The following is a 23,260-nucleotide window of genomic DNA, read 5'->3' on the forward strand; positions in this document are numbered from 1 at the left end:
ATGACATATACGGTTTTCATCGACGGCGCGGCGGGAACGACGGGCCTCGAAATCGCCGAGCGGCTCGCCGGACGGGCCGAATTTTCGCTGCTGACGCTCGATGAGGCGCGGCGCAAGGATGCGGACGCGCGGCGCGCGGCGCTGAACGACGCCGATTTCGTCATCCTCTGCCTGCCCGACGCCGCGGCGATCGAGGCGGTGGCGATGATCGCCAACGACCGCACCAAGGTGATCGACGCCTCGACCGCGCACCGCGTCGCGCCGGGCTGGGCCTATGGCTTTCCCGAGCTGAGCGCGGGGCAGCGCGAGGCCATCGCCGCAGCGACGCGCGTGAGCAACCCCGGCTGCTATCCCACCGGCTTCCTCGCGCTGGTCGCGCCTTTGGTCGCGGCGGGCATCGTCGACAGGCAAGCACGGCTCAGCGTCAATGCGGTGTCGGGCTATTCGGGCGGCGGCAAGGAGCTGATCGCGCGCTTCGAGGCCGAACCCGACATCGGTTTTCGCGGCTATGGCCTGTCGCTGGCGCACAAGCATGTGCCCGAGATGCAGCACGGCGCGGGCCTAACCCATTCACCGCTGTTCGCGCCGGCGGTGGTGCCGGTGTATCGCGGGATGCTGGTCGAAGTGCCGCTGGCCTTCGATGCGCCCACCGCCGATGCGGCCTATGACGCGCTCGCCGCGCATTACGCCGGCTCGCCGCTGGTCAGCGTACGCCGCGCGGGCGACGAGAGCGAGCTCTTGCTGCGCAAGGACGATGCCGCGACCGACGCGATGGAGCTGATGCTCTACGCCGGCGCCGACGGCACCCAGCTGCGTCTCGTCGCGCGGCTCGACAATCTCGGCAAGGGCGCGAGCGGCGCGTGCGTGCAGAACCTCAATATCATGGCAGGGCTGCCCGAAACCGCGGGGCTGCGCATCTAGGGCCTCAGTGGACCGTGCCGAGCACGTCCTCGATCGAGAGATAGGTGATCAGCCGCTCGATCTGGCGCCAGCGCGCGAAGTGGATGTGGTTGCCTAGCACGCGATATTGTTCGGCGCGCGCCGCCGCGGCATAGCCCGCCTCGTCGCCGTGGCGCGCGATCAGCGCATGCGCCTCGTCGACCGCGGCGCGGTCGGGCAGATAAGGTGCCGGCAGTTCCATGGTGTCCCCGATCATGTCGGGCACCGCTCTACGCGCGCCGCCTCACCGCGCCGTTCCCAATAGTGCTGAACGAGCGGGTAAGGTTAATCGCAGCGCGCCATCGGTTAACCATGGTGCCTCCGCTTTTCGCCCCTTTGCCACGGCGCGCCGCATGTGTAGACATGGGCTCATGCGCAAGATCCTGAAATATGTCCTCCTCGCCCTGCTGCTGATCCTGATCGTCGGGGGCATCACGCTCTACATCATGTCGCGGCCCGATGTGGCGCGCTTCTCGACCGCCGAGACGAGCGGCCGGGTGCCCGTGATGGGGGCGCAGGACGCGCAGACCATTCCGACGATCAACGTGCCCGAAGCGACGAGCTGGCCCGCGGGCCAGGCGCCGCGCGCCGCCGCAGGCCTCGCCGTGCAGCGCTTCGCCGAGGGGCTCGACCATCCGCGCACGATCCTCGTGCTCCCCAACGGCGACGTGCTGACCGCCGAAAGCCAGAGCCCCCCGCGCAAGGACGGCGGCATCGAGGGCGCGGTGATGAAAAATCTGATGGGCAAGGGCGGCACCGGCCGCCGCCCGTCGGCGAACCGCATCACGCTGCTCCGCGATGCCGACGGCGACGGCAAGGCCGAGGTCAAGACCGCGTACATCACCGGCCTCAACTCGCCCTATGGCATGGCGCTGGTCGGCGATACGCTCTATGTCGCGAACACCGACGCGCTGCTCGCCTTCCCCTATGTCGCGGGCGAGACCAAGATGAGCGGCAAGCCCGTCAAGATCGTCGATCTGCCCGCCAAGGGCACCAACCGCCACTGGACCAAGAGCCTCGCCGCGGCGCCCAACGGCTGGCTCTACATCGGCGTCGGCGCCGATTCGAACATCGGCGAAAAGGGCATGAACCGCGAGTTCCGCCGCGCCGCGGTGCTCGAGGTGCGCCCCGAGAATAAATATATGCGCACCTTCGCCGCGGGCATCCGCAACCCCGTCGGCGTCGCCTTCTACCCCGGCAGCGACCAGCTGTGGACCGTGGTCAACGAGCGCGACATGCTCGGCAGCGACCTGGTCCCCGACTATCTGGCCGAGGTCGACGAGGGCGATTTCTATGGCTGGCCCTGGTATTATTGGGGCGGCTTCGTCGATCCGCGGGTCGAGCCCGAGGCCGAGGATCGCCGCCAATATGTCCGGCGCCCCGAATATGCGCTCGGCGCCCACACCGCGCCGCTCGGCATGACCTTCACCCAGGGGCTCGACCTCGGCGAGCGTTTCGCGAACGGCGCGCTGATCGCCCGCCACGGCTCGTGGAACCGCGAGCCGGTGTCGGGTTACGATGTCGTGTTCGTGAAGTTCGGCGCCAACGGCAAACCCGCCGAGGCGCTGCCGATCGCGCTGCTCGACCAGTTCCTCGGCAAGGACGGCAAGACCACCCGCGGCCGCCCGGCCGACGTCAAGGTCGCCAAGGACGGCAGCGCGCTGATCGCCGACGATACCGGCGGGGTGATCTGGCGGGTGGCGAAGGCGGGGTAAAAGCGTCGCCCCCGCGAAGGCGGGGGCCGCTGTCGGTATACGCAATAGCGAAGTCGAAGGCCCGTAGCGGCCCCCGCCTACGCGGGGGCGACGTTACCAGGTCAAACCCGCATCGGCATCAGCACGTAGAGCGCCGGGCTCTTCTCGCTCTCGCGGATCAAAGTCGGGGCGTTGGCGTCGGCCAAGTGCAGCTCGACATTGTCGCCGTCGACCTGCCCGAGGATGTCGCTCAGATAGCGCGCGTTGAAGCCGATCTCCATCGCCTCGCTGTCATAGGCGGCGGCGAGTTCCTCGGCGGCGGTGCCGTTCTCGGGGCTGGTGACGCTGAGCGTGATGCGGTCCTTGTCGAGGCCGACCTTGACCGCGCGGGTCTTTTCGCTGGCGATCGTCGAGACGCGGTCGACGCCCTGGAACAGGCTCTTCGGATCGACCTTGAGCAGGCGGTCGTTCGCGGTCGGGATGACGCGGCTGTAGTCGGGGAAGGTGCCGTCGATCAGCTTCGAGGTCAGCACGGCATTGCCGAGCTGGAAGCGGATCTTGGTCGCCGACAGGCTGATCTCGACATTGCCCTCGGCCTCGTCGAGCAATTTGCGGATTTCGCCGACGCATTTGCGCGGCACGATGACGTCGGGCATCGATGCCGCGCCGTCGGGGCGCGTGACCGTGTAGCGCGCGAGACGATGGCCGTCGGTCGCCGCGGCCTTCAGCACCGGACCCGTCGCATCCTCGGCCACATGGAAGAAGATGCCGTTGAGGTAATAGCGCGTTTCCTCGGTCGAGATGGCGAAGCGCGTCTTGTCGATGATCTCGATCAGCTCGGCGACGGGCAGCTCGAAATTGGTCGGCAGGTCGCCCTCGGCGATCACCGGGAAATCGTCGCGCGGCAGCGTCGGCAGGTTGAAGTTCGAGCGGCCGGCCTTGACCTGCATCTTGCCCTCGGCGGCGGCGAGGCTGACCTCGGCGCCCTCGGGCAGCTTGCGCGCGATTTCGAACAGGGTGTGCGCCGACACGGTGGTGGTGCCGGGGGTCTCGACCTTCGCCGCGATCGTCTCGACCACCTGCAGGTCGAGGTCGGTCGCCATCAGCTTGAGCTGGCCGGTGGCGTCGGCCTCGATCAGCACGTTCGACAGGATCGGGATGGTGTTGCGCCGTTCGACCACCGACTGGACATGGCCGAGGCTCTTCAGAAGTACCGCGCGTTCGATCGTCGCTTTCATTTGTATTCCGCCATCCTAATGCTCGTGCGGGAGAAGCCCCTGGAGGGTCAAGGGCGCCGCGGGCCCAAAGACCCCGATTCCCTGCCCCCGAAAATGTCACCCATCCTTAACGTGCGCGTGGCGCCGTGCAAGCCATGCTTGCAAAGCATGTCCAATCGCGCAATCGAGGCGCGATGCGCCGCGCCCTCCCCCTTTTGCTCCTGCTGGCGGCGGTCCCCGCCGTCGCGTTCGCAGCGCCGCGCACCGCGCTCGGCATCTTCGACGGCTGGGGCGCGTTTCGCGATCCCGGGACGCCGCGCTGCTATGCGATCGCCGCGCCATCGGCGACGATCGGCACGCCGCAGGTCAAGGCCTATGCCAGCGTCGGTTACTGGCCCAAGTCGCGCATCCGCGGGCAATTCTACATCCGCCTGTCGAAGGCGCGGCGCGAGGGCGCCGAACTGCGGCTGACGATCGGCAGCCGCCGCTTCATCCTGACGGGCAATGGCGCGCACGGCTGGGCGAGCGACGCGCGGATGGACGCCGCGATCGTCGCCGCGATGCGATCGGCACCAAGCATGAGCGTCGAGAGTAGCAGCACCAGCGGCGGCTCGATCGCCGACACCTATCGCCTGCGCGGCGCAGCGACGGCGATCGACGCGGCGGCATTGGGGTGCGCGCGGCTGGGCTGAGGCCGGGCGAGAAAAGAGCGGAAATCTGCCGAACTTAACAGTGGAAGCGTGTTCGTACGCCACCCCGGGCTCGACCCGGAATCCCGCTTCGATGCGATCGCGCAAGCTGCTGGGCAAGCGGGACCCCGGATCAAGTCCGGGGTGACGGAGAGGAGAGAAAAGCGGCGGAAAACTGCGCAACTTCATTCTGGAATCGCCGTTCGGCGCGCGGGTGCCGCATGCCGAAGCGCCGGTCGATAGCGCGTGGGCGCGATGGCTTGGGCGAGTCCTCATCCATCAGCTTGGATCACAAGCGAATATTTTAGGAAAGCGCTTTCTGGCGCACCGCTTTCCCTAACCCAAGGGTAAGGAAAGGCGAGTACCATTCCGCGAAGGATCACAGGGCGGAGCGGCATGGCGGTCGGCGGGGTTTTGCGCAAATTGGGGTTTCGCTGGATCTTCCCGATCGGGACGATGCCGATCCCCTATCACCCGCTGGTCGGCGTCGCCTTCTCGCTCGGCCCGATATTGTGGGTGGCATGGCTGGCGCTGTCGGCGGCGACCGAGCCCGGGAGCGGCCTCGCCTGGTGGCACCCGCTCCTGGCCGCGCTCCTGCTCGGCATCCCGATGTCGATCCCGATCATTGCCTGGGGCATGATGGCGTTCCGCGCGCCGCTGGCGCAGGGGGTGCTGATCGCGGGATCGATGCTGCTGCTGGCGATCGACGTCGCGATGGGGCGTGTCGCGCCCTGGTGGGCGGCGCTGCCGGCGGCTTTCGTGCTGCTCTATGCGGTGCAGCGGATCGGCGGGAAACGGAAGCTGGCCGAACTACAAGCGGCAGCCGAACGCTGGTCGCCGGTCGATCCCGGCGACGCGACGGTGATCGTGGCGGGCGAGGTGCATACCGCGTCGAAGGCGCGCACGCTGATCGACAGCGCCGACATCGCGCGGGTGCTGTCGCTGCCGGGGCCGCCGCTGCGCGGCCAGCGCCCTGCGCAGCGCGTGATGCTGCACCGATTGTCGGCGGAGGGCATCGCGCGGCTGCGCGCCGCGTGCGAGGATGTGGCGCCCGCGGGCTGGCACCTGCCGCGTGCCGACGCCAAGCCGGTGCTGCAACGCCCCGCGAACGATGAGCCCGCGGAGGGGCTGACCGCGACGATCGGGCGCTATCGCTCGCTGCTGGTGGGCGGCCATCTGCACCGGCTGTGCATCGCCGATGGCGCGGGCGAGCGCGCGGTGATCTGGGGCCAGGCGCATATCGTTGCGCCTTGGCCGATCTTCATGGCCTTCCACTGGACCGCGATCTTCGGTGGCAAGAGCGAGTGGCATATCGGCTTCGCGCCCGACAAGACGGTGCGGCTGGGCCCCGAGTGGAGCAACGACTATCATATGCTGCCCAAGCTGTTCACGGCGCGGGCGGAAGACGGCGGGCGGAACGACGATGCGACCCTGTTCGGGGCCGATGCCGAGGGCGGGCTGCTTGCGGCGGGCATGGCGGCGGCGGCGGCGGACGAGCGCGAACGCATCGCGGCCTTCTGGCGCAATATTGCCGAGGCGCCGCTGGATCCGATCGACGGCAACACCACGCAGCGGATGCGCGACGCGCCCGGCCTGTTCCGTTCCGGCGACGGGCTGCGGCTCGTCGCCTGGCTGAAAGCGGCGCGCGCGGGAGACAATCTCTATCGGGTCCGCAGCGCCGCGATGATGATCGAGGCGCTGCCCGAGGAGGAGTTCGCCGCGACCGGCCCCGCGTTGTTCGACATCGTCAACAGCCGCATCCTCGCGGGCGAGTGGCGCGCCGGGCCCTATCTCGACCGCAAGTCGCTCCCGAAGGATTGCCCCAGCTTCGGCCGGTTCGCCGGCTTTGGCCTCGCGCTGCATGTGCCGCGGCTTTACAAAAGGTTTGCCGCGCTGGGGCCGGAGGAAGCGGCGCTGGTCAAGGCCTTAGCCGACTCGCTCGACGGCAATCATTTCCTAAGCTGAGCGGAGCCGGCGCCTAGCTCCGCGCCAACCGCGTCAGCGCGGCGGCGAGGAAGTCGAGCACCAGCCGCACGCGCGGCACATGGCGCAGCCTTTCGTGCGTCAGCAGCCACAGGCCGGTCGTATCCTCGGTCTTGGGCGGGAGGCAGCGGACGAGGTCGGGTTCGCGGTCGGCGAGGAAGGCGGGGAGGATGGTGAGCCCCATGCCCGAGCGCACCCCCGCGAGCAGCCCCGATCCGGTATCATATTGCATCACGACCGAATCTTCGAGCCGGTGCTGGCGCAGCCACGCCTGATAGGGCTCCCAGACATAGCCGCCGCCGCCGATGAAGGGGTGCGTCGCCAGTTCCTCGCGCGTGTGCGGGATGCCGTGGCGGTCGGCATAGTCGCGGCTGCAATAGACGGTCCACGGATTGTCGGCGATGCGCCGCCCGACGAGGCCGCCGCCCGACGGCTGCTTGGTGCTGCGGATCGCGATGTCGGCGGCACCCGACGCGAGGTCGCGCGGCTCGTCGGTCGTCTCGAGGTGGATGTGGATGCCCGGATGCTCGGCGCGCAGGTCGCGCAGGATCGGCGGCAGGATCGTCACCGCGAAGATTTCCATCGTAGTCAGGCTGACCGTCCCGCCGGCATCGCGCGACTTGGCGCCCGCCGCGTCGCCGAAGCGGTCGGCGGCGTCGCGCACCGCGAGCGCGCTCGCCATCATCGCTTCGCCCACCGGGGTCAGCGCATAGCCCGCCTGGCGCCGCTCGAAGAGGTTGAGCCCCGTCGCCTCCTCGAGCGCGGCGATGCGGCGCGCGACGGTGGTCTGGCTGACGCGCAGCGCCTGCGCCGCCGACAGCGTGCTGCCGGTCTCGGCGACCGCGAGAAAGGCCTTGAGGTCGTTCCAGTCGTACATGGCTTTCCTGTGCGCCATAATCGCGCCGGCGCCATTCTGCAATTTTGCAGAATGTCCCGGCAACATCGTTGCTCCCGCGGGGTTCGCGCCCGGCCTATCTGTCTCCTACCGGCTTCCTCCCCTCCCTTTCAGCCGGACGAAGGAGACAAGAGATGAAAAAGCATCTGATCCTCGCCGCGCTCGCCGCCGTCGCGATCGGCCAGCCCGCATTCGCCCAGGACGCGCCCGCGAACCCCAGCGTGGTCGTCCAGCACAAGGATCTCGACCTCGCCACCAAGGCGGGGGCAAAGGCGCTCGACCGGCGCATCTGGCGCGCGGTCGTCGAAGTCTGCGGCCCGGTGTCGAACTTCGACCTCGCGGGCACCAACAACGTGCGCCAGTGCCGCCGCGACACGCGGCAGCTCGCGACGGCGCAGGCCGAGGCGGTGATCGCCAGCGCGGCGCGCGCCGAACCGATCCGTGTGAGCGCGCTCGCGAAATAATCCACCAAAGCCTGAAGGCACTCCAGGCGATCCGTGTTTCCCCGCCCCGGCGGGGAAACACGGCCTTTTGCCGTCAGGCGCGTCCGTCGAATTCGGCGCGCGCTTGCTCGATTTCGCACAGATGCGCCTCGGCCCATTGCCAGACGCCGCAAAAGGCCTCGCCGAGACTGTGCCCCAGCTCGGTCAGCCGATATTCGACCTTCGGCGGGATCACCGGATGCACGGTGCGGTGGACCAGCCCGTCGCGCTCCATCGCGCGCAACGTTTGCGTCAGCATCTTCTGGCTGATCCCCGGCACCAGCTGCGCCAGCCGCGTAAAGCGGCTCTCGCCATGCTCCTCCAGCGCCTCCAAAGTCAGCAATGTCCATTTGTCGGCGACTCGGCCGATGAGCTCGTTCACCAGCGCCTCGACGCGCGGGTCGACGGGGGCATCGGGGTCGTAAAAAATTTTTTCGGGGCTGTGCATCGCTGAAAATCCAAATCTCTCTTTGCGGTAAGTACAGCACTCTCGGGTGCCTTCTTTCATTTGGAGAGTATAGGGATATCTGGACGGTCTCACCACCCCCCAATGGAGGAACGACCATGAAGACCACAGGCAACACCATCCTCGTCACCGGCGGCGGCTCGGGCATCGGGCTGGCGCTGGCGCAGCGCTGGCACGACGCGGGCAACAGGGTGATCGTCACCGGGCGCAATGCCGCGAAGCTCGACGCCGCGATCGCGGGGCGCGCGAACATGACGGCGGTCGCGCTCGACGTGACCGACGCCGATGCGATCGCCGCCTTCGCGAAGGACATCGTCGCCAAATATCCCGAGCTCAATGTGCTGGTGAACAATGCCGGTATCATGAGCGCCGAGGATGCGAGCGCGAAGCGCGACCTGGCGCACGCCGAGGCGACCGTCGTCACCAACATCCTCGGCCCGATCCGGCTGATCGATGCGCTGGTCGACCATCTGGCGGCGCAGGCGGACGCGACGATCGTCAACGTCACCTCGGGGCTCGCCTTCGTGCCGCTGCCCAAGGCGCCGACCTATTCGGCGACCAAGGCGGCGATGCACAGCTATTCGGTCGCGCTGCGCATCCAGCTCGCGGGCCAGGTCGAGGTGATCGAGCTCGCGCCGCCCGCGGTGCGCACCGACCTGACCCCCGGCCAGTCGACGCGCGAGGGCTATATGCCGCTCGACGATTTCGCCGACGAGGTGATGGACCTGTTCGCGCAGCAGCCGACGCCCGAGGAAATCCTGGTGCAGAATGTCCTGCCGCTGCGCACCGCCGAGGCAAACGGCAATGTGCCGCAGGTGCTAGCGATGCTGAAAACGCTGTAGAGCCACGCCATCCCCTCCCGCGCGGCGGGAGGGGATGTTGCGCATTTCTCCCGCGTTGAGACACTTAGTTACATAAGCGCTTGCCGAAGCCCCCGACTCGGCGCATGATCCCCCCGAACGAGACGGATAGATGCCCTCACGGCGCGCCGTTCGGTCGCAAACGGCAACGGAGAGGGAGATGCCGGAATGACTGGTACAAGCCGCTGTGATGCGGAAGCCCGCGAGCGGCACCGGACGCTCGATTTCATCGGCCTGCGCGCGCATGCCACCACCGTCGGGCTGATCCAGCTGTGCGAGGAACTGCTCAACGCGGGGATCCTGACCCCCGACGGGCTCGAACGAATCAAGGGCGCGATCCGCTCCGAACTCACCGTGTGCAACGCGCGCATCTCGAACCAGCCGACCTTCGACGACACGCTGAAGCGCCGCCTCGACGCGATCTTCCCCAAATGCGCGGGCGTGCCGCCCGAGGAAGCCGTGGGCTGCGCCGAGCCGTTCGCGGAAGCGCTGGGCGAGGCGCGGGCGCACTGACAACTGGCGCAGTTATGCGCGCTCAACTTGACTTTTTGGTGCTTTTCACTACATAGAAAGCATCCCGCCCCCGGCATGCCGTCTTGAGGCGCTCTTCGGAGCAGATATCAGCTCAAGGCCGCTCCCGGGGGCAACTTTATTTGAGTTTGGTTAGATGCCGACGGCTGTCCTTGTGGATGGAGCCTTCTTTTTGCGAAGGTTCAAGCACTGCTTCCCGCAGTTCATTGAGAGAGACCCCCAGGGCATCGCCCGCGGTTTGCGCTACCTTGTGCATTGGCATTTGGCACTTCGCGTTGGTCCCGGCCACGTCAACCGGCTCGGCGAGGACAAGTTATTGCTCGAGGAAACCGATGCTCTTTATCGGGTGTTTTTCTACGATTGCCCGCCGCTCACCAAACGAATGCATACCCCACTCAAAAAGAAGTCCATCGACTTTGGAAAAACCGAAGATGCGGCCTTTCGTCTTGCCATGCATGGCGAGGTACAAAAGCTCCGAAAAGTTGCACTGCGCCTGGGCCGATTGAACGACACCTCGCGATGGCGGCTATCCGAAGCCGCTACAACGCGAATGATCCAGAATCCAAAGACCTTCGTACCGGAAGACGCGGATTTCGAGATCGATACGAAACAAAAGGGTGTCGATATGCGCCTTGGCCTCGACGTTGCGTCTCTGGCATTCAAAAGACAGGTCGATCAAATCGTCATAGTCGCCGCGGACGCCGATTTCGTCCCCGCCGCCAAGCTGGCGCGGCGCGAGGGAATTGATGTCATCCTCGACAAGATGGGTGACCATCGTGCCGCACCTGACCTCGTCAGTCACGTCGATGGCATTCGCGACTGTCTTTGCCCCTTTCCCTATCCGGACGAAAAATGATGCAGATCCCCGGCCATATCGACCCCGTCACCACGGGCACCGTTCCCTTGCGCGGGGGCAACCGTATCGACCTGGTCGGGCTGACCCGCGACGCGATCGGCGGGGTGCTGGTCGAGGCCGGGCTCGACGCCAAGGCGGCGAAGCTGCGCGCCAAGCAGATCTGGCACTGGATCTATCACCGCGGGGTCACCGATTTCGAGGCGATGACCGACATCGCCAAGACGATGCGCCCGTGGCTGACCGACCGCTTCATCATCGGCCGCCCAACGGTGCGCGAGGCGCAGGTGTCGAGCGACGGCACGCGCAAATGGCTGCTCGCCGCCGCCGACGGCCAGGAATATGAGATGGTGTTCATCCCCGACGCCGATCGGGGAACGCTCTGTGTGTCGAGCCAGGTCGGCTGCACGCTGAACTGCCGTTTCTGCCACACCGGCACGATGCGCCTCGTGCGCAACCTCGGCGCGGGCGAGATCGTCGGGCAGGTGCTGCTGGCGCGCGACGCGCTCGGCGAATGGCCCAAGGGCACGATGGCGGGCTTCGGCGCCGACCCCGAGGACGAAGACTTCGACGACGAGGCCGGGCACTACACCGCCGACGGCCGCATGCTCACCAATATCGTGATGATGGGCATGGGCGAGCCGCTGTATAATTTCGACGAGATCAAGGGCGCGCTCAAGATCGTGATGGACGGCGACGGCCTCGCGCTGTCCAAGCGGCGCATCACGCTGTCGACGAGCGGCGTGGTGCCGATGATGGCGCGCGCGGGCGACGAGATCGGGGTCAACCTCGCGGTCTCGCTGCATGCGGTCAGCAAGGAAATCCGCGACGAGATCGTGCCCTTGAACCGCAAATATGGCATCGAGGAACTGCTGCAGGCGTGCGCCGATTATCCGGGCGCGAACAATGCCCGGCGCATCACCTTCGAATATGTGATGCTGAAGGACAAGAACGACAGCGACGACGACGCACGCGAGCTCGTCCGGCTGATCAAGCAGTATAAGCTGCCCGCGAAGGTCAATCTGATCCCCTTCAACCCCTGGCCCGGCGCGCCCTATGAATGTTCGACCCCCGAGCGGGTGCGTGCGTTCAGCAACCTGATCTTCAAGGCGGGCATTTCGGCACCGGTGCGCACCCCGCGCGGGCGCGACATCATGGCGGCGTGCGGGCAGCTCAAGAGCGCCGCGACCAAGCCGACGCGCGCCGAACTCGACCGGATTGCCGAAGAGAAGCAGGCCGCGCTCGGCTGATTACATGCCGCTAGGCGCCAGCCGGTCGCGGCTGGTGCAGCCGTTGCTGATCCCCAGCGTGCACGCCCGGTCGTAAGCGGTTCGCGCCGCCGCGGTGTCGGGCAGCAGCCGGTTCTCGTACAGCCAGCCGAGCCGCTCGCAGCCGATGCCGTCGTCCTTGCTGCACGCCGCGTTCAGGAAGGTCTGCGCGCGCGTCCAGTCGGGGCTCACGCCGCCGGCGTCGCTGGTGAGCCGCATCCCCGCATTGGCGCAGCCGAGTACCGACCCATAATAACAGGCCTTTTCGTAGAGGATCGTCGCGACGACAAAGTCGGGCGCGCCGCCGTCGCCCTTTTCGACGAGCACGCCCAGGCTGTTGCACGCGGTCGCGGTGTCGGTCGTCGTGCCGTTGTTGCACTGCTCGGCGAGCGCCGCATTGGCGACGCTGGTCACCTGATAGCCGGCATAGGCGCTGCTGCCGGTGCCGAAATAGGAGTTGTCGGTGCTGACGGTCGTGTCGGGCGTCACCTCGGCGGGCGGCTCGACCGTCGTGACGGGCGGATCGACGGGGTCCGACGAGCCCGACGTGTCGTCGTCGCCCGGCCACGCGGCGATCAGCATCGCGAGCAGCAGGACGAGGAAGATCGCGATGCCGATCTTCGCGCCCTTGTCGAGCCCGGGCTTGGGCGGGGGCGGTTCGTCGGTGCCGGTGGCATCGGTCTTGTCCGGCTCGGGCTTGGTCAGCAGGCCGAGGCGCTGGGTCGTATCGGCGGGCTCGGCCGGAGGGTCGGTCTTCTCGGCCTTGGTCAGCGAAGGCGCGGCCTTGGTATCGGGCGCGGCCTCGACCGCAGCCCTTTCCCCCGCCTGCGTCAGCTCGTTCTGTGCGCGGCGCTTCACCCGGTCGTCGGGATCGTCGGCGAGCGCGCGCAGCGCGGCGAGCGCCGCCGCCTTCTGCTCGCCGCCGCGCATCAATATCTCGCCCAGCGAAATGCACGCGCCCGCGCGCGATTCCCAGTTGCGGCTCGCGATCTTGCGCAGCAGCCCCGCCGCGAGCGGCGCCGCACGGCGCACCGGGTTGCGCGCGATTACCATGTCGCCGTCGATCGCGTTGAGCCGCTTGGGCTCCTGCCCCGGCCCTTCCTTGCGCAGCGCGCCGCGCACATAGTCGAACAATTCGTCGAGCGTGATCGTGCCGCTGTTGTTGGCGTCGGCGGCGCCGGTCTCGATCCCCTCGATCAGGTGGCGCGTGAAGCGCGACTGCATGCGCCCGCCGGCATCGGCCTCGCTCGCGAGCTGGGTGCTCGACGCCGCGGTGATGATCGCGGTGCCCCTGCCCCCGCTCTCGCCGAAATCCTCGGCGCTGATGGCGGCGCTGCCCGACTTGAAGACATGCCCCTTGGCAAAGGCCCCGCTGTAGCAGGTGTCGATCAGCAGCACCTTCTGTCCCGCGCGGCTGCGCGCAGCCTGGCGCGAGACGAAATTCGCGCCGATCGCGGTCGAGGAGAGCAGGTCGCGGTCGCTGTCCTGCGCCAGGAAATAGAGATCGCCGTCGGCGTCCTTGTCGCCATGGCCCGAGATGAAGAGCAGCAAGGTGTCGTCGGCGTCGGCGGCCTGGAAATAACGCTCGATCGCGACCCGCTGCGCGCGCTGGTCGGCGTCGGACAGCATCGTCACCTCATAGGGACCGACGTCGGGGCGGATGAGCAGCAGCCGCAGTCGCTCGGCATCGGGGACCGGCGATTTGAGCGGGGTGATCCGGCTGTCGGCATAGGTGCCGGTCGCGAGGATCAGCGCCTTTTTCACGGGAGCCCTAGCTGCTCGGCCGCTGGAGAAAGGGGTTGAGCTTTTCGAACACGTCGTCGGGCGCGGCGCCGGTCACATTGACCTCGAAATACTGCCCATCGGAATTCTTGCCCTTGAGCGTCAGCGTGGTTTCGCCCTCCTGCCGCTTCAGCCAGTGCTGGATCGCGGGCACCGCCCAGGACGAAGCGAGCGCGCCGAGGCTGATCGCGACTTCGGCGGTGAGCGCCCACTCGCCCGCCTTCGATCCCGGCGGCGCGGCGACTCGCGCAAGGTCGGCGGAGCCGGCCCGATGTTCGTTGAGTTCGGCGGCGAGCGAACGCGCCAGCGCCTCGCGCGCCTCGTCGTCGAGGCCGCGGCTGTCGACCCGGATCAGCAAAGCCTGTGCGTCCGCCATGACACCCCCTGTGTGCCGTGATTAACCGCCACCGGCGCCGCGCTGTCAAGCATTTGCAAATGAAACCAACTGTGTTGCAAAAACAACACAGGTAAGAAAATTGTCACATTCTGAACGGGCTATTCATTGACGCGACAGCTTCGAACGCCATTTAGGCCCCCGGGTCGCGATCGATAAAAAGATGTGATCCGTCAAAGCAAAGGAAAATAAAATGAAGAAGTTCGCAGTTGCAGCCGCTCTCCTCTCGGCCGTCGTTGCCACCCCGTCGTTCGCTGCCGAAGGCGGCGAAGGCCGCGTCGAAGTTCGCGGCGGCCTGATCACCGGCAACGGGATCGACGAAGGCACCATCGGCCTCGCAGCCGGCTATGATTTCGACCTCGGCAGCACCGCGTTCGTCGGCGCCGAAGTCGCTGGCGACAAGGTTCTCGTCGACGGTTTCGACGTCCAGTTCTCGGCCGGCGGCCGCATCGGTGCCAAGCTTGGCGAAAAGGGCAAGCTGTACGCCACCGGCGGTTACACCTTCAGCGACCTCGACGATCCCTATGTCGGTGCCGGCTACCAGCACAAGTTCGGCTCGAACGTGTACGGCAAGGTCGAATATCGCCACCAGTTCGTGAGCAACTTCGGCGACTTCGACAGCTTCGTCGCGGGCGTCGGCTTCGCTTTCTGATCCTTCGGGCAGAAATGAACAGGAAAGGGCGGTCCGAAAGGGCCGCCCTTTTTCGTTTGGGGGGTGGACGGCGGTTTCGGACGTTGGCGGACGTTCTTAATCCTCCCTGCGGCGAAGCCGTGGGGAGGGGGACCGCCGAAGGCGGTGGAGGGGTCGATGCGATAAGCGTCAGTGTTTGGGGCCACCAACCCCTCCACCATGCTTCGCATGGTCCCCCTCCCCATCGCTGCGCGACAGGGAGGATTATTACGTCCGCTCCTCCCCCCAAGGCCCACGCGCCGCCTTCCCGCATCGCTCCCAGCTGGCTAAACCCCGCCCCATGTCCATCCCCATCGACGCCATCCTCACCGGCAAGGCGCGCCGCTTTCGCGGCGACGAAGCCAGCGCCATCTCCAAGACCCCGGTCGCCGGGCCACAGCATGTCGGGTTGCTCGGCATCGCGGGCGACGAGCAGGCCGACCTCAGCGTCCATGGCGGCAGCGACAAGGCGATCCACCATTATCCGCGCGACCATTATGGCTGGTGGGCCGCGACGCTCGGCGGGCACGAGCTGCTGGAGACGCCCGGCGCGTTCGGGGAGAATGTGTCGACCGCGGGACTGGTCGAGACCGAAGCGTGCATCGGCGACCTCTACCGCCTCGGCAGCGCGCTCGTCGAGATCAGCCAGGGGCGGCAGCCGTGCTGGAAGCTGGGACACCGCTTCGGCGTCGCGATCGTGCCCGCGACGGTGGTCACGACACGGCGCAGCGGCTGGTACTACCGCGTGATCGAGGAAGGTGCGGTGGCGGCGGGTGATGCCCTCGAACTGGTCGAGCGGCCCTTGCCCGAATGGAGCGTCGAGCGCGTGTTCGGGCTGCTGATCGGCGGCGCGGGCAAGCGCGAACCCGCCGCGCTGCGCGATCTGGCGAAGATGGATGCGCTCGCCGCGACCTGGCGGGTGCGCGCGGAGAAGCTCGCGGGTTAATCCGCGGCCGGCAATTCCTCCTCGACCAGCGGCGCCAGCGCTTCGGCGATTACGCCCACCCCCTTCGCATTGGGATGGACATTGTCGCCGAGCATCAGCGCCTTGTTCGTCACCACATTGTCGAGGATGAAGGGGTAGAGGCTCGCGTCATATTTGGCGGCGAGTTCGGGGTAGATGGGGTTGAATTTCGCGGCATAGTCGGCGCCCATATTCGGCGCGGCGACCATGCCGGTGAGCACCACCGGGATGTCACGCTTCTTGAGTTCGGCGAGCATCGCATCGAGGTTGATGCGTGTCTGCGCCGCGTCGATGCCGCGCAGCATGTCGTTGCCGCCGAGCCCGAGCAGCACGACCGCGGGCTTCACCTTCGCATTGTCGAGCACGAAACCCAGCCGCTGGCGCCCCGCCGCGGTGGTGTCGCCCGAGACGCCCGCATTCTGGACGCGCGCGACGACGCCGTCGGCGGCGAGCGCGGCCTGCAATTGCGGCGCGAGGCCTTCCTTCGGACCGAGCTGATAGCCCGCATAGAGGCTGTCGCCGAAGGCGATGACGAGCGGGGCGTCGGCGGGGACCGTAGCGGCCTTGGTCGAAGGCTCGGCCTCCTTCGTCGAAGCCGCGCCATTTTCCGCCGATCCGCACGCGGCGAGCGGTTGGCAAAGCGCGACGACGCAACCATATACCAAAAACGAGCGCCATCCGGCCTTGATCATTCCAAAGGGTCCCTTCTTGACCGAACTCTCCCGACCGCCGGCTGACGCCGCGATCGCCGCCCATAATGTGACGCTCACGCTGGGCACCGACAAGGCCCCCGTCGAAATTTTGCGCGGCATCGACCTCAAAGTCGCCGCCGGGGAATCGGTCGCGCTGCTCGGGCCCTCGGGGTCGGGCAAGAGCTCGCTGATGGCGGTGCTCGCAGGGCTCGAACGCGCGAGCGGCGGGACGATCCATGTCGCGGGGACCGACTTCACGACGCTCGACGAGGATGGCCTCGCGCGTGCACGGCGCGGGCGGATCGGGATCGTGCTGCAGGCCTTTCACCTGTTGCCGACGATGACCGCGCTGGAGAATGTCGCGGTGCCGCTCGAACTGGCGGGCCATTCCGATCCCTTCACGCGCGCCGCCGCCGAGCTTGAAGCCGTCGGCCTCGGCCATCGCCTGACCCATTATCCCGCGCAGCTGTCGGGCGGCGAGCAGCAGCGTGTCGCGATCGCGCGCGCGATGGCGGGCGAGCCCGCGATCCTGTTCGCCGACGAGCCGACCGGCAATCTCGACACCGCGACGGGGCATGCGATCGTCGACCTCTTGTTCTCGCGCGGCAAGGCGCTCGGCGCGACCCTGCTCGTGATCACCCACGATCCCGAGCTCGCCGAGCATTGCGACCGCGTGCTGGTAATGCACGACGGACGGATCGACGAGGAACGCGCCGGCAGGACGCCGCGCTGATGTTACCCCTCGCCGCCCTCTGGCGCATCGCCAGGCGCGACCTCGCGACGCGAATCCGCGGGCTGCGGCTGCTCGCCGTGTGCCTGTTCCTCGGCGTCGCGACGCTCGCCGCGATCGGCAGCCTGACGCGCGGGATCACGTCGGAACTCGAAGTGCGCGGGCAGACGATCCTCGGCGGCGATATCGAATTCGGCCTGCCCCAGCGGCAGGCCACCGACGCCGAGATGGCGGGGTTTCGCGATGTCGGCCAGGCATCGGCGACGGTGCGCATGCGCGCGATGGCGAACGACCCCGACGGCGAGGCCCTGCTGTCCGAGTTGAAGGCGGTCGACGCCGCCTATCCGCTCTACGGAACGATGCGGCTGGAGGGCGGCGTGCGGCGTGGGCCGCCACCCGCGGGGGCGATCTGGATCGGCGCCGATCTCGCCTCGCGGCTCGAACTCAAAGTCGGCGAGCAGGTCAAGTTCGGCGACAAGAGCTTCCTTATCGACGGCATCATCGCCGAGGAGCCCGACCGGCTGGGCGAAGGTTTCACGCTGGGACCGGTGGCGATCATCGGGCTCGACGATCTCGCGGCGACCAAGCTGATCCAGCCCGGCAGCCTCTATGAGAGCAAGTACCGCGTCCGCCTGCAGGGCAGCGCCAATCCCGAGGCCGTTGGCAAGGAACTCACCGAAAAATTCCCGGAAGCAGGATGGGAGATCACCGACCGCAGCAACGGCGCGCCGGGAACGCGGCGCTTCATCGAGCGCATGGGGCAGTTCCTGTCGCTGGTCGGGCTCGCAGCGCTGGTGATCGCGGGGATCGGCGTCGGCAACGGCGTCGCCTCCTATCTCGCGGGCAAGCGCCCCGGCCTCGCGACGTTGAAAGTGCTCGGCGCCGACAGCGCGACCGTGATGCGCATCTATGGTCTCCAGATTCTGGCAGTCGCGGCCGTGTCGATCTTCGCCGGGCTCGTCGTCGGGGCGCTTGCGCCTGCGGCGATTTCGGCGGTCGCGGGCGACGTATTGCCGGTGCAGCCCGGCGTCGCCATCTATCCGCTGCCGCTCGCGATCAGCGCGGCTTACGGCCTGCTCATCGCGATCGCCTTCGCCCTGCCCCCGCTCGCAGCGACGCGGCGCGTGCCGGCGGCGGGGCTGTTCCGCGCCACCATCGACGGCACGGCGCGCCCGGAGACGCGCACGATCCTCGCGGTCGGCGCGGCGCTCGCCGCCATCGTCGCGCTCGCGGTCGGCACCGCGCGCGAGCCCTTGTTCGCACTCGGTTTCGTCGGCGCGGCGGCGGGACTGCTGCTGCTGCTCGTCGGAATCGGCTGGCTGGTGCGCAAAGGCGCGAGCCTGGTACCACGTCCGAAGCAGCCGCTGCTGCGTCTCGCGGTCGCGAACCTGCACCGCCCGGGCGCCGCGACGGGCGCGCTGGTGGTGGCGCTGGGGCTGGGGCTCACCCTGTTCGTGACGCTGGCGGCGATCCAGACGAGCATCACCGCCGAAATCTCGCGCACCGTGCCGCAGCGCGCGCCGAGCTTTTTCGTGCTCGACATCCCGCGCGACGGCGCCGGGCAATTCCGGTTGATGGTCACCAAGGCCGCGCCCGATGCCGATATCAACCTGATCCCGGCCCTGCGCGGCAGCGTCACCGAATATGCCGGCCAGCGCGTCGACGAGCTCGAGCAATTGCCCGAAGGCGCATGGGTGCTGCGCGGCGACCGCGGGCTGACCTATAGCCCGACGCTGCCCAATGGCAGCGAGCTGACCGCGGGGAGTTGGTGGGCGGCCGATTACAAGGGGCCGCCGCTGGTCAGCGTCGAGCAGGAGGTCGCGACTTCGCTCGGCCTCAAGATCGGCGATACGCTGTCGGTCAACGTCCTCGGCGTCGAGGTACAGGGCAAGGTCGCGTCTTTCCGCACCGTCGAATGGGACAATTTCGGGCTCAACTATGTGCTCGTCTTCTCGCCGGGAAGCTTCGACGCGGCGCCGCACAATATGGTCGCGACGGTCGCGGTGCCTCCGGCGGCCGAGGCCGAACTCGCGCGCAGCATCCCGCGCGCTTTCCCCTCGGCTTCGCTGATCGCGGTGCGCGACGTCATCGGACAGGTCACGACCTTGCTCACCCAGATGAGCCAGGCGATCGCCGCGGCGGCGAGCATCGCAATCCTCGCCGGCATCGCGGTGCTGATCGGCGCGATCGCCGCGAGCCGCGAGCGGCGCGTCTACGACAGCGTGATCCTGAAATTGCTCGGCGCGACGCGCGGCCAGATATTGGGCGCACAGGGCCTCGAATATGCGGTGCTGGCGCTGATCCTCGCGGCGCTGGCGCTCGGACTGGGGCTCGCGGCGGGCTGGTATGTGGTGACGCAGATCTTCGACTTCGGCTTCGCGCCCGATCCGTTCATCGTCGGCATGACATTGCTCGGCGGCGCCGGGCTGGCCTTCCTGATCGGGATTGCGGGAAGCTGGCCCCTGCTGTCGGTGCGACCCGCGAGCGCGCTGCGTAGCCTCTAGTTCAGCAGCCGCACCACCGCCGACACCGCCGCCAGCCCCAGCACGGCGGCAACCATCGCTTGCCACACATGCGCGGGAACGCGGCCGAAGTGGCGCGCGCCGACAAGATTGCCGAGCCACATCGGCGGGAAGAGGATCAGCGCGATCAGGAATAATTTCCACGTCGCGATGCCGACCCAGAGCGCGGCGAGCGTGCCTGCGATCGCGGTGCCGAAGAAGATCAGCAGCATCGAGGCACGCGCGACCTTCGGGTCGAGCGAGCGGCGGAGATAGAAAGGCACGACCGGTGGCCCTGGCATCGCCGCGAAGCCGGTAAGGATGCCCGAGGCGAAGCCCGTCCCCGCGACCGCGGCGCGCGTCGGCTGGTGATCGTCGGGATGCTTGGGCAGCAGCACCGCGATGAAGGCGCCGACGGCAGCGAGCGTGATGAGCAGCCGCGCGATGTCGGACGGCGTCGCGTCGAGCGCGGCCATGCCGAGTGGGGTCGTCACCATCGCGAGCAGGGCGATCGGAACCGCGGTCGAGCGGTCGGCGTCGGCGAGGATGATGCGGATGCCCACCGGCCCGATCAGCAGCTGGAGCAGGATGCCGAGCACCACCGCCTCCTCGGGGCTGATGATCAGCCCGAGCAGCGGCACCAGGATGATCGCCATGCCGAACCCGGTGAGCCCGCGCACATAGGCCGCGCCGAAGGTCATCGCGCCCGCACCCGCCAAGGTCAGCGGCGCGATGCCGACGAGTTGCTGAACGCCGCTCACTGCCGCGGCCCCAGTGTCACCAGCCACACGTCGGGCGGCACGCCGTAGCGCAGCGGCAGGATGCTGGTGCCAAGCCCCGCACCGACGAACAGTCGCTGCGTCCCGTCGGTCATGTCGCCGCAGGCGAAGCGGTCGCCATAGGCCGAAGCGTAGCTGAGCGCGCCGACCAGCGGCAGCGCGATCTGGCCGCAATGGGTATGACCCGCGAACACCGCGTCGACCGGCGCGGGCAGGTCGGGGACGATGTCGGGGCTGTGCGTCGTCAGGATGCGCGGGCCCGGGCCGAGCGCGTCCATCGCCGCATAGGTGCGTTTCAGATTGTCGTGGTTGGTGACCTCGTCGTCGACGCCGCCGACGATCAAAGGTCCGCGGCGCACCGCCTGGTTGCGCAGCACGGTGACCCCTGCGGCCTTCATCCCCTTGGCGATCGGTTCGGGCTGAAACCAATAGTCATGATTGCCCAGCACCGCGATCACGCCATATTTCGCCTTGGCCTCGGCAAAGGGCGCGGTCAGTTCGGCAGCCGAATAATGGCGCGTAGACAGCGTCTTGCCGCTGTGGAAGTCGCCCGCGAGCAGGATCAGGTCGGGCTTCAGCTTGTTGAAGCGGCGAAGGATCGCCGCGAGCCGCTCGGGCGGCATGTCGGGCCCCGCGACATGGGTGTCGGAGACGAGCAGCACGCGCATCGGCGGCGCGCCCTCCGGCCAGTCGGCGAGTTCGACGCTCGCGGTGCGGACGATCGGATCGGCGCTCGCGTTCCACAGTCCGCGGCCGACCAGCAGCAGCCCGAGCAGGACCAGCAGCGCCAGCCAGCGCCGCCACCGGCGGCGCGGCTTTGCTTCGGTCGCGCTCAACCGCGCAGGTCGGGCGGGGTCGCCTCGCCCTTCAGCATCGCGATCGCGTCGGCGAGCGGCATGATGCGCTGGCCGTCCTGGCCGAGGGTGCGGATCGCGACGGTGCCTTCCTCGGCCTCGCGCTTGCCGACGACGAGCAGGTAGGGGACCTTCTGCAGGCTATGTTCGCGGACCTTGTAGTTGATCTTTTCGTTGCGCAGGTCGCTTTCGGCGCGGATACCCGCGGAGGTGAGCTGCGCAAGCGCGTCCTTCGCATAATCGTCGGCGTCGCTGACGATCGTCGCCACCACCGCCTGCACCGGCGCGAGCCAGGTCGGGAAGCGGCCCGCGAAATGCTCGATCAATATGCCGATGAAGCGTTCGTAGCTGCCGAAGATCGCGCGATGCAGCATCACCGGCCGGTGGCGCTCGCCATCCTCGCCGATATACGACGCGTCGAGCCGGTCGGGCAGCACGCGGTCGGACTGGATCGTCCCGACCTGCCAGGTGCGGCCGATCGCGTCGGTCAGGTGCCATTCGAGTTTGGGCGCATAGAAGGCGCCCTCGCCCGGTAGCTCTTCCCACCCATAGTCCGGCGTGCACAGGCCCGCACTGGTCACCGCGTCGCGCAGCTCATTCTCGGACTTGTCCCACATCTCCTCGCTGCCGAAGCGCTTTTCGGGGCGCAGCGCGAGCTTGATCGCATAGCTGAAGCCGAAGTCCTTGTAGATGCGATCGGCGAGCGCGCAGAAGTTGCGAACCTCGTCGACGATCTGGTCCTCGCGGCAGAAGATATGTGCGTCGTCCTGCGTGAACTGGCGCACGCGCATCAGCCCGTGGAGCGCGCCATGCGGCTCGTTGCGGTGGCAGCAGCCATTTTCGTACAGGCGCAGCGGCAGGTCGCGATAGCTCTTCATGCCCTGACGGAAGATCAGCACATGCGCCGGGCAGTTCATCGGCTTCAAGGCCATCCACTCGGCGTCGTCCGAAACGATCGGGCCTTCGTCCTCGGTGTTCGGAACCTCGTCGGGGATGACGAACATATTCTCGCGATATTTGCCCCAATGACCCGACTGCTCCCACTGGCGCGCGTCCATCACCTGCGGCGTCTTGACCTCGCGATAGCCCGCGGCGTCGATCGCGCGGCGCATATAGGCCTCGAGCTCGCGCCAGACGAGGAAGCCGTTGGGATGCCAGAAGACCGAGCCATGCGCTTCCTGTTGCAGGTGGAACAGGTCCATGTCCTGCCCCAGCCGGCGATGGTCGCGCTTGGCGGCCTCTTCAAGCCGGACGAGATGCTCGGCGAGCTGCTTCTTGTTGAGCCAGCCGGTGCCGTAGATGCGCGACAGCTGCGCATTCTTCTGGTCGCCGCGCCAATAGGCGCCCGACACGCGCGTCAGCTTGAATGCCGCGGGGTCGAGCTTGCCGGTCGAGGCCAGATGGGGCCCGCGGCACATGTCCATCCAGCCGTCGCCCGAGCGATAGACGGTGAGTTCCTCGCCCGCGGGCAGCTCGTGCGCCCATTCGGCCTTGAAGCTCTCGCCGTCGGCCTCCCATTTGGCGATCAGCGCGTCGCGCTCCCACACTTCGCGCGTGAGCGGCAGGTCGGCGGCGATGATCTTGCGCATCTCCTCCTCGATGAGCGGCAGTTCCTCGTCGCGGAACGGGCCGTGCTCGGCGGTCGGTGCGAAGTCGTAATAGAAACCGTCATTCGTCGACGGACCGAAAGTGATCTGCGTGCCCGGAAACAGGTTCTGCACCGCCTCCGCCAGCACATGCGCAAAGTCGTGGCGTACCAGTTCGAGCGCGTCGGCCTCGTCGCGGCCGGTCACCAGCGCGAGGTTGGTGTCCTCCTCCAGCGGGCGCATGATGTCGCGCAGCTCGCCGTCGATCTTGGCGGCGAGCGCGGCCTTGGCGAGCCCGGGGCCGATGTCGGCCGCGATCTGGGCCGGGGTAGTCCCGCGCGCGACTTCACGGGCAGAGCCATCGGGAAGGGTGACGCGGATCATCTGGGACATGGGAAAAATCGGCCTTTCTGGCGGGGTAAAGAGCGCCC

Annotated in this window: 23 protein-coding genes; 13 read left to right on the forward strand and 10 right to left on the reverse strand. The window is 67.7% G+C overall.

Annotation, left to right across the window (positions count from 1 at the left end; genetic code table 11):
• Window positions 1–921, forward strand: a complete 921-nt coding sequence (gene argC / locus ATE62_RS07195; protein WP_058808392.1) for an N-acetyl-gamma-glutamyl-phosphate reductase — start codon at window positions 1–3, stop codon at window positions 919–921.
• Window positions 922–925: 4 nt separating this feature from the next.
• On the opposite strand, the gene ATE62_RS07200 is transcribed toward argC, so the two are convergent.
• Window positions 926–1,156, reverse strand: a complete 231-nt coding sequence (locus tag ATE62_RS07200) for a hypothetical protein (RefSeq protein WP_231736171.1) — start codon at window positions 1,154–1,156, stop codon at window positions 926–928.
• 154 nt (window positions 1,157–1,310) lie between these two features.
• On the opposite strand from ATE62_RS07200, the gene ATE62_RS07205 reads away from it, so the two are divergent.
• On the forward strand, window positions 1,311–2,654 hold the full coding sequence (locus ATE62_RS07205) for a PQQ-dependent sugar dehydrogenase (protein WP_058808391.1): 1,344 nt from the start codon (window positions 1,311–1,313) through the stop codon (window positions 2,652–2,654).
• 101 nt (window positions 2,655–2,755) lie between these two features.
• On the opposite strand, the gene dnaN is transcribed toward ATE62_RS07205, so the two are convergent.
• Window positions 2,756–3,871: a DNA polymerase III subunit beta gene (dnaN, locus tag ATE62_RS07210; RefSeq protein ID WP_058808390.1), complete on the reverse strand. Its 1,116-nt coding sequence runs from the start codon at window positions 3,869–3,871 to the stop codon at window positions 2,756–2,758.
• A 173-nt stretch (window positions 3,872–4,044) separates the two neighbouring features.
• On the opposite strand from dnaN, the gene ATE62_RS07215 reads away from it, so the two are divergent.
• Both ATE62_RS07215 and ATE62_RS07220 read left to right on the forward strand, forming a co-directional pair.
• Window positions 4,045–4,542, forward strand: a complete 498-nt coding sequence (locus ATE62_RS07215) for a hypothetical protein (RefSeq protein WP_058808405.1) — start codon at window positions 4,045–4,047, stop codon at window positions 4,540–4,542.
• Between the two features lie 393 nt (window positions 4,543–4,935).
• Complete coding sequence (locus tag ATE62_RS07220) at window positions 4,936–6,504, forward strand: hypothetical protein (RefSeq protein WP_058808389.1); 1,569 nt, start codon at window positions 4,936–4,938, stop codon at window positions 6,502–6,504.
• Between the two features lie 13 nt (window positions 6,505–6,517).
• Here ATE62_RS07220 and ATE62_RS07225 read toward each other — a convergent pair whose 3' ends face one another.
• Window positions 6,518–7,417, reverse strand: a complete 900-nt coding sequence (locus tag ATE62_RS07225; RefSeq protein ID WP_231736172.1) for a LysR family transcriptional regulator — start codon at window positions 7,415–7,417, stop codon at window positions 6,518–6,520.
• Between the two features lie 134 nt (window positions 7,418–7,551).
• Here ATE62_RS07225 and ATE62_RS07230 point away from each other — a divergent pair, with 134 nt between their 5' ends.
• Window positions 7,552–7,881 carry a UrcA family protein gene (locus ATE62_RS07230; RefSeq protein WP_058808387.1) on the forward strand — a complete coding sequence of 110 codons (330 nt, stop codon included), beginning with the start codon at window positions 7,552–7,554 and terminating at the stop codon, window positions 7,879–7,881.
• Between the two features lie 73 nt (window positions 7,882–7,954).
• Here the strand turns inward: ATE62_RS07230 and ATE62_RS07235 are convergent, their stop codons facing one another.
• Window positions 7,955–8,347, reverse strand: a complete 393-nt coding sequence (locus ATE62_RS07235) for a winged helix-turn-helix transcriptional regulator (RefSeq protein ID WP_058808386.1) — start codon at window positions 8,345–8,347, stop codon at window positions 7,955–7,957.
• A 116-nt stretch (window positions 8,348–8,463) separates the two neighbouring features.
• Here ATE62_RS07235 and ATE62_RS07240 point away from each other — a divergent pair, with 116 nt between their 5' ends.
• The 4 genes from ATE62_RS07240 to rlmN all read left to right on the forward strand — a co-directional run bounded on the left by ATE62_RS07240 (window position 8,464) and on the right by rlmN (window position 11,859).
• On the forward strand, window positions 8,464–9,207 hold the full coding sequence (locus ATE62_RS07240) for an SDR family oxidoreductase (RefSeq protein WP_058808385.1): 744 nt from the start codon (window positions 8,464–8,466) through the stop codon (window positions 9,205–9,207).
• Between the two features lie 186 nt (window positions 9,208–9,393).
• Window positions 9,394–9,738, forward strand: coding sequence for a hypothetical protein (locus tag ATE62_RS07245; RefSeq protein WP_058808384.1), 345 nt, complete (start codon window positions 9,394–9,396; stop codon window positions 9,736–9,738).
• 154 nt (window positions 9,739–9,892) lie between these two features.
• Window positions 9,893–10,612, forward strand: a complete 720-nt coding sequence (locus tag ATE62_RS07250) for an NYN domain-containing protein (protein ID WP_058808383.1) — start codon at window positions 9,893–9,895, stop codon at window positions 10,610–10,612.
• Window positions 10,612–11,859: a 23S rRNA (adenine(2503)-C(2))-methyltransferase RlmN gene (rlmN, locus tag ATE62_RS07255; RefSeq protein ID WP_197411684.1), complete on the forward strand. Its 1,248-nt coding sequence runs from the start codon at window positions 10,612–10,614 to the stop codon at window positions 11,857–11,859. The genes ATE62_RS07250 and rlmN overlap by 1 nt, the downstream gene beginning before the upstream one ends.
• Here the strand turns inward: rlmN and ATE62_RS07260 are convergent, their stop codons facing one another.
• Together ATE62_RS07260 and ATE62_RS07265 are read right to left on the reverse strand one after the other, a co-directional pair.
• The gene (locus ATE62_RS07260; RefSeq protein WP_058808381.1) at window positions 11,860–13,641 is read right to left on the reverse strand and encodes a caspase, EACC1-associated type; all 1,782 of its coding nucleotides are present in this window, start codon (window positions 13,639–13,641) and stop codon (window positions 11,860–11,862) included.
• Between the two features lie 7 nt (window positions 13,642–13,648).
• Window positions 13,649–14,035 (reverse strand): effector-associated constant component EACC1, encoded by a 387-nt coding sequence (locus tag ATE62_RS07265; RefSeq protein ID WP_058808380.1) that lies wholly within the window; start codon window positions 14,033–14,035, stop codon window positions 13,649–13,651.
• A gap of 211 nt (window positions 14,036–14,246) precedes the next feature.
• On the opposite strand from ATE62_RS07265, the gene ATE62_RS07270 reads away from it, so the two are divergent.
• Entirely contained in the window at window positions 14,247–14,705 is a 459-nt protein-coding gene (locus ATE62_RS07270; RefSeq protein ID WP_058808379.1) for an outer membrane protein, read from the forward strand.
• 319 nt (window positions 14,706–15,024) lie between these two features.
• A complete protein-coding gene (locus ATE62_RS07275) occupies window positions 15,025–15,669 on the forward strand; it encodes an MOSC domain-containing protein (RefSeq protein ID WP_058808378.1) in 645 nt (214 codons plus the stop codon).
• On the opposite strand, the gene ATE62_RS07280 is transcribed toward ATE62_RS07275, so the two are convergent.
• Window positions 15,666–16,379 (reverse strand): arylesterase, encoded by a 714-nt coding sequence (locus ATE62_RS07280; protein WP_058808377.1) that lies wholly within the window; start codon window positions 16,377–16,379, stop codon window positions 15,666–15,668. The two genes, ATE62_RS07275 and ATE62_RS07280, sit on opposite strands and share 4 nt — an antisense overlap.
• A 16-nt stretch (window positions 16,380–16,395) precedes the next feature.
• On the opposite strand from ATE62_RS07280, the gene ATE62_RS07285 reads away from it, so the two are divergent.
• Both ATE62_RS07285 and ATE62_RS07290 read left to right on the forward strand, forming a co-directional pair.
• Window positions 16,396–17,112: an ABC transporter ATP-binding protein gene (locus ATE62_RS07285; protein WP_058808375.1), complete on the forward strand. Its 717-nt coding sequence runs from the start codon at window positions 16,396–16,398 to the stop codon at window positions 17,110–17,112.
• Complete coding sequence (locus ATE62_RS07290; protein WP_058808373.1) at window positions 17,112–19,613, forward strand: ABC transporter permease; 2,502 nt, start codon at window positions 17,112–17,114, stop codon at window positions 19,611–19,613. Before ATE62_RS07285 ends, ATE62_RS07290 begins: the two co-directional genes overlap by 1 nt.
• On the opposite strand, the gene ATE62_RS07295 is transcribed toward ATE62_RS07290, so the two are convergent.
• Genes ATE62_RS07295 through thrS form a run of 3 tightly spaced genes read right to left on the reverse strand, consistent with a single transcriptional unit; the run spans window position 19,610 to window position 23,222 of the window.
• On the reverse strand, window positions 19,610–20,371 hold the full coding sequence (locus ATE62_RS07295; protein WP_058808371.1) for a sulfite exporter TauE/SafE family protein: 762 nt from the start codon (window positions 20,369–20,371) through the stop codon (window positions 19,610–19,612). The genes ATE62_RS07290 and ATE62_RS07295 overlap by 4 nt on opposite strands.
• A complete protein-coding gene (locus tag ATE62_RS07300; RefSeq protein ID WP_231736175.1) occupies window positions 20,368–21,225 on the reverse strand; it encodes a metallophosphoesterase in 858 nt (285 codons plus the stop codon). The genes ATE62_RS07295 and ATE62_RS07300 overlap by 4 nt, the downstream gene beginning before the upstream one ends.
• Window positions 21,222–23,222, reverse strand: a complete 2,001-nt coding sequence (gene thrS / locus ATE62_RS07305) for a threonine--tRNA ligase (protein ID WP_058818475.1) — start codon at window positions 23,220–23,222, stop codon at window positions 21,222–21,224. Before thrS ends, ATE62_RS07300 begins: the two co-directional genes overlap by 4 nt.
• Window positions 23,223–23,260: the final 38 nt, after the last annotated feature.

Origin of the sequence: Sphingopyxis sp. HIX (assembly GCF_001468285.1) — a bacterium.
Lineage (GTDB): Bacteria > Pseudomonadota > Alphaproteobacteria > Sphingomonadales > Sphingomonadaceae > Sphingopyxis.

What these genes read in the sequence shown, in the direction of transcription:
- argC (WP_058808392.1), top strand. Translation starts at nt 1, where the DNA reads ATGACATATACGGTTTTCATCGACGGCGCGGCGGGAACGACGGGCCTC.
- ATE62_RS07200 (WP_231736171.1), bottom strand. Translation starts at nt 1,156, where the DNA reads ATGATCGGGGACACCATGGAACTGCCGGCACCTTATCTGCCCGACCGC.
- ATE62_RS07205 (WP_058808391.1), top strand. Translation starts at nt 1,311, where the DNA reads ATGCGCAAGATCCTGAAATATGTCCTCCTCGCCCTGCTGCTGATCCTG.
- dnaN (WP_058808390.1), bottom strand. Translation starts at nt 3,871, where the DNA reads ATGAAAGCGACGATCGAACGCGCGGTACTTCTGAAGAGCCTCGGCCAT.
- ATE62_RS07215 (WP_058808405.1), top strand. Translation starts at nt 4,045, where the DNA reads ATGCGCCGCGCCCTCCCCCTTTTGCTCCTGCTGGCGGCGGTCCCCGCC.
- ATE62_RS07220 (WP_058808389.1), top strand. Translation starts at nt 4,936, where the DNA reads ATGGCGGTCGGCGGGGTTTTGCGCAAATTGGGGTTTCGCTGGATCTTC.
- ATE62_RS07225 (WP_231736172.1), bottom strand. Translation starts at nt 7,417, where the DNA reads ATGGCGCACAGGAAAGCCATGTACGACTGGAACGACCTCAAGGCCTTT.
- ATE62_RS07230 (WP_058808387.1), top strand. Translation starts at nt 7,552, where the DNA reads ATGAAAAAGCATCTGATCCTCGCCGCGCTCGCCGCCGTCGCGATCGGC.
- ATE62_RS07235 (WP_058808386.1), bottom strand. Translation starts at nt 8,347, where the DNA reads ATGCACAGCCCCGAAAAAATTTTTTACGACCCCGATGCCCCCGTCGAC.
- ATE62_RS07240 (WP_058808385.1), top strand. Translation starts at nt 8,464, where the DNA reads ATGAAGACCACAGGCAACACCATCCTCGTCACCGGCGGCGGCTCGGGC.
- ATE62_RS07245 (WP_058808384.1), top strand. Translation starts at nt 9,394, where the DNA reads ATGACTGGTACAAGCCGCTGTGATGCGGAAGCCCGCGAGCGGCACCGG.
- ATE62_RS07250 (WP_058808383.1), top strand. Translation starts at nt 9,893, where the DNA reads ATGCCGACGGCTGTCCTTGTGGATGGAGCCTTCTTTTTGCGAAGGTTC.
- rlmN (WP_197411684.1), top strand. Translation starts at nt 10,612, where the DNA reads ATGCAGATCCCCGGCCATATCGACCCCGTCACCACGGGCACCGTTCCC.
- ATE62_RS07265 (WP_058808380.1), bottom strand. Translation starts at nt 14,035, where the DNA reads ATGGCGGACGCACAGGCTTTGCTGATCCGGGTCGACAGCCGCGGCCTC.
- ATE62_RS07270 (WP_058808379.1), top strand. Translation starts at nt 14,247, where the DNA reads ATGAAGAAGTTCGCAGTTGCAGCCGCTCTCCTCTCGGCCGTCGTTGCC.
- ATE62_RS07275 (WP_058808378.1), top strand. Translation starts at nt 15,025, where the DNA reads ATGTCCATCCCCATCGACGCCATCCTCACCGGCAAGGCGCGCCGCTTT.
- ATE62_RS07280 (WP_058808377.1), bottom strand. Translation starts at nt 16,379, where the DNA reads ATGATCAAGGCCGGATGGCGCTCGTTTTTGGTATATGGTTGCGTCGTC.
- ATE62_RS07290 (WP_058808373.1), top strand. Translation starts at nt 17,112, where the DNA reads ATGTTACCCCTCGCCGCCCTCTGGCGCATCGCCAGGCGCGACCTCGCG.
- thrS (WP_058818475.1), bottom strand. Translation starts at nt 23,222, where the DNA reads ATGTCCCAGATGATCCGCGTCACCCTTCCCGATGGCTCTGCCCGTGAA.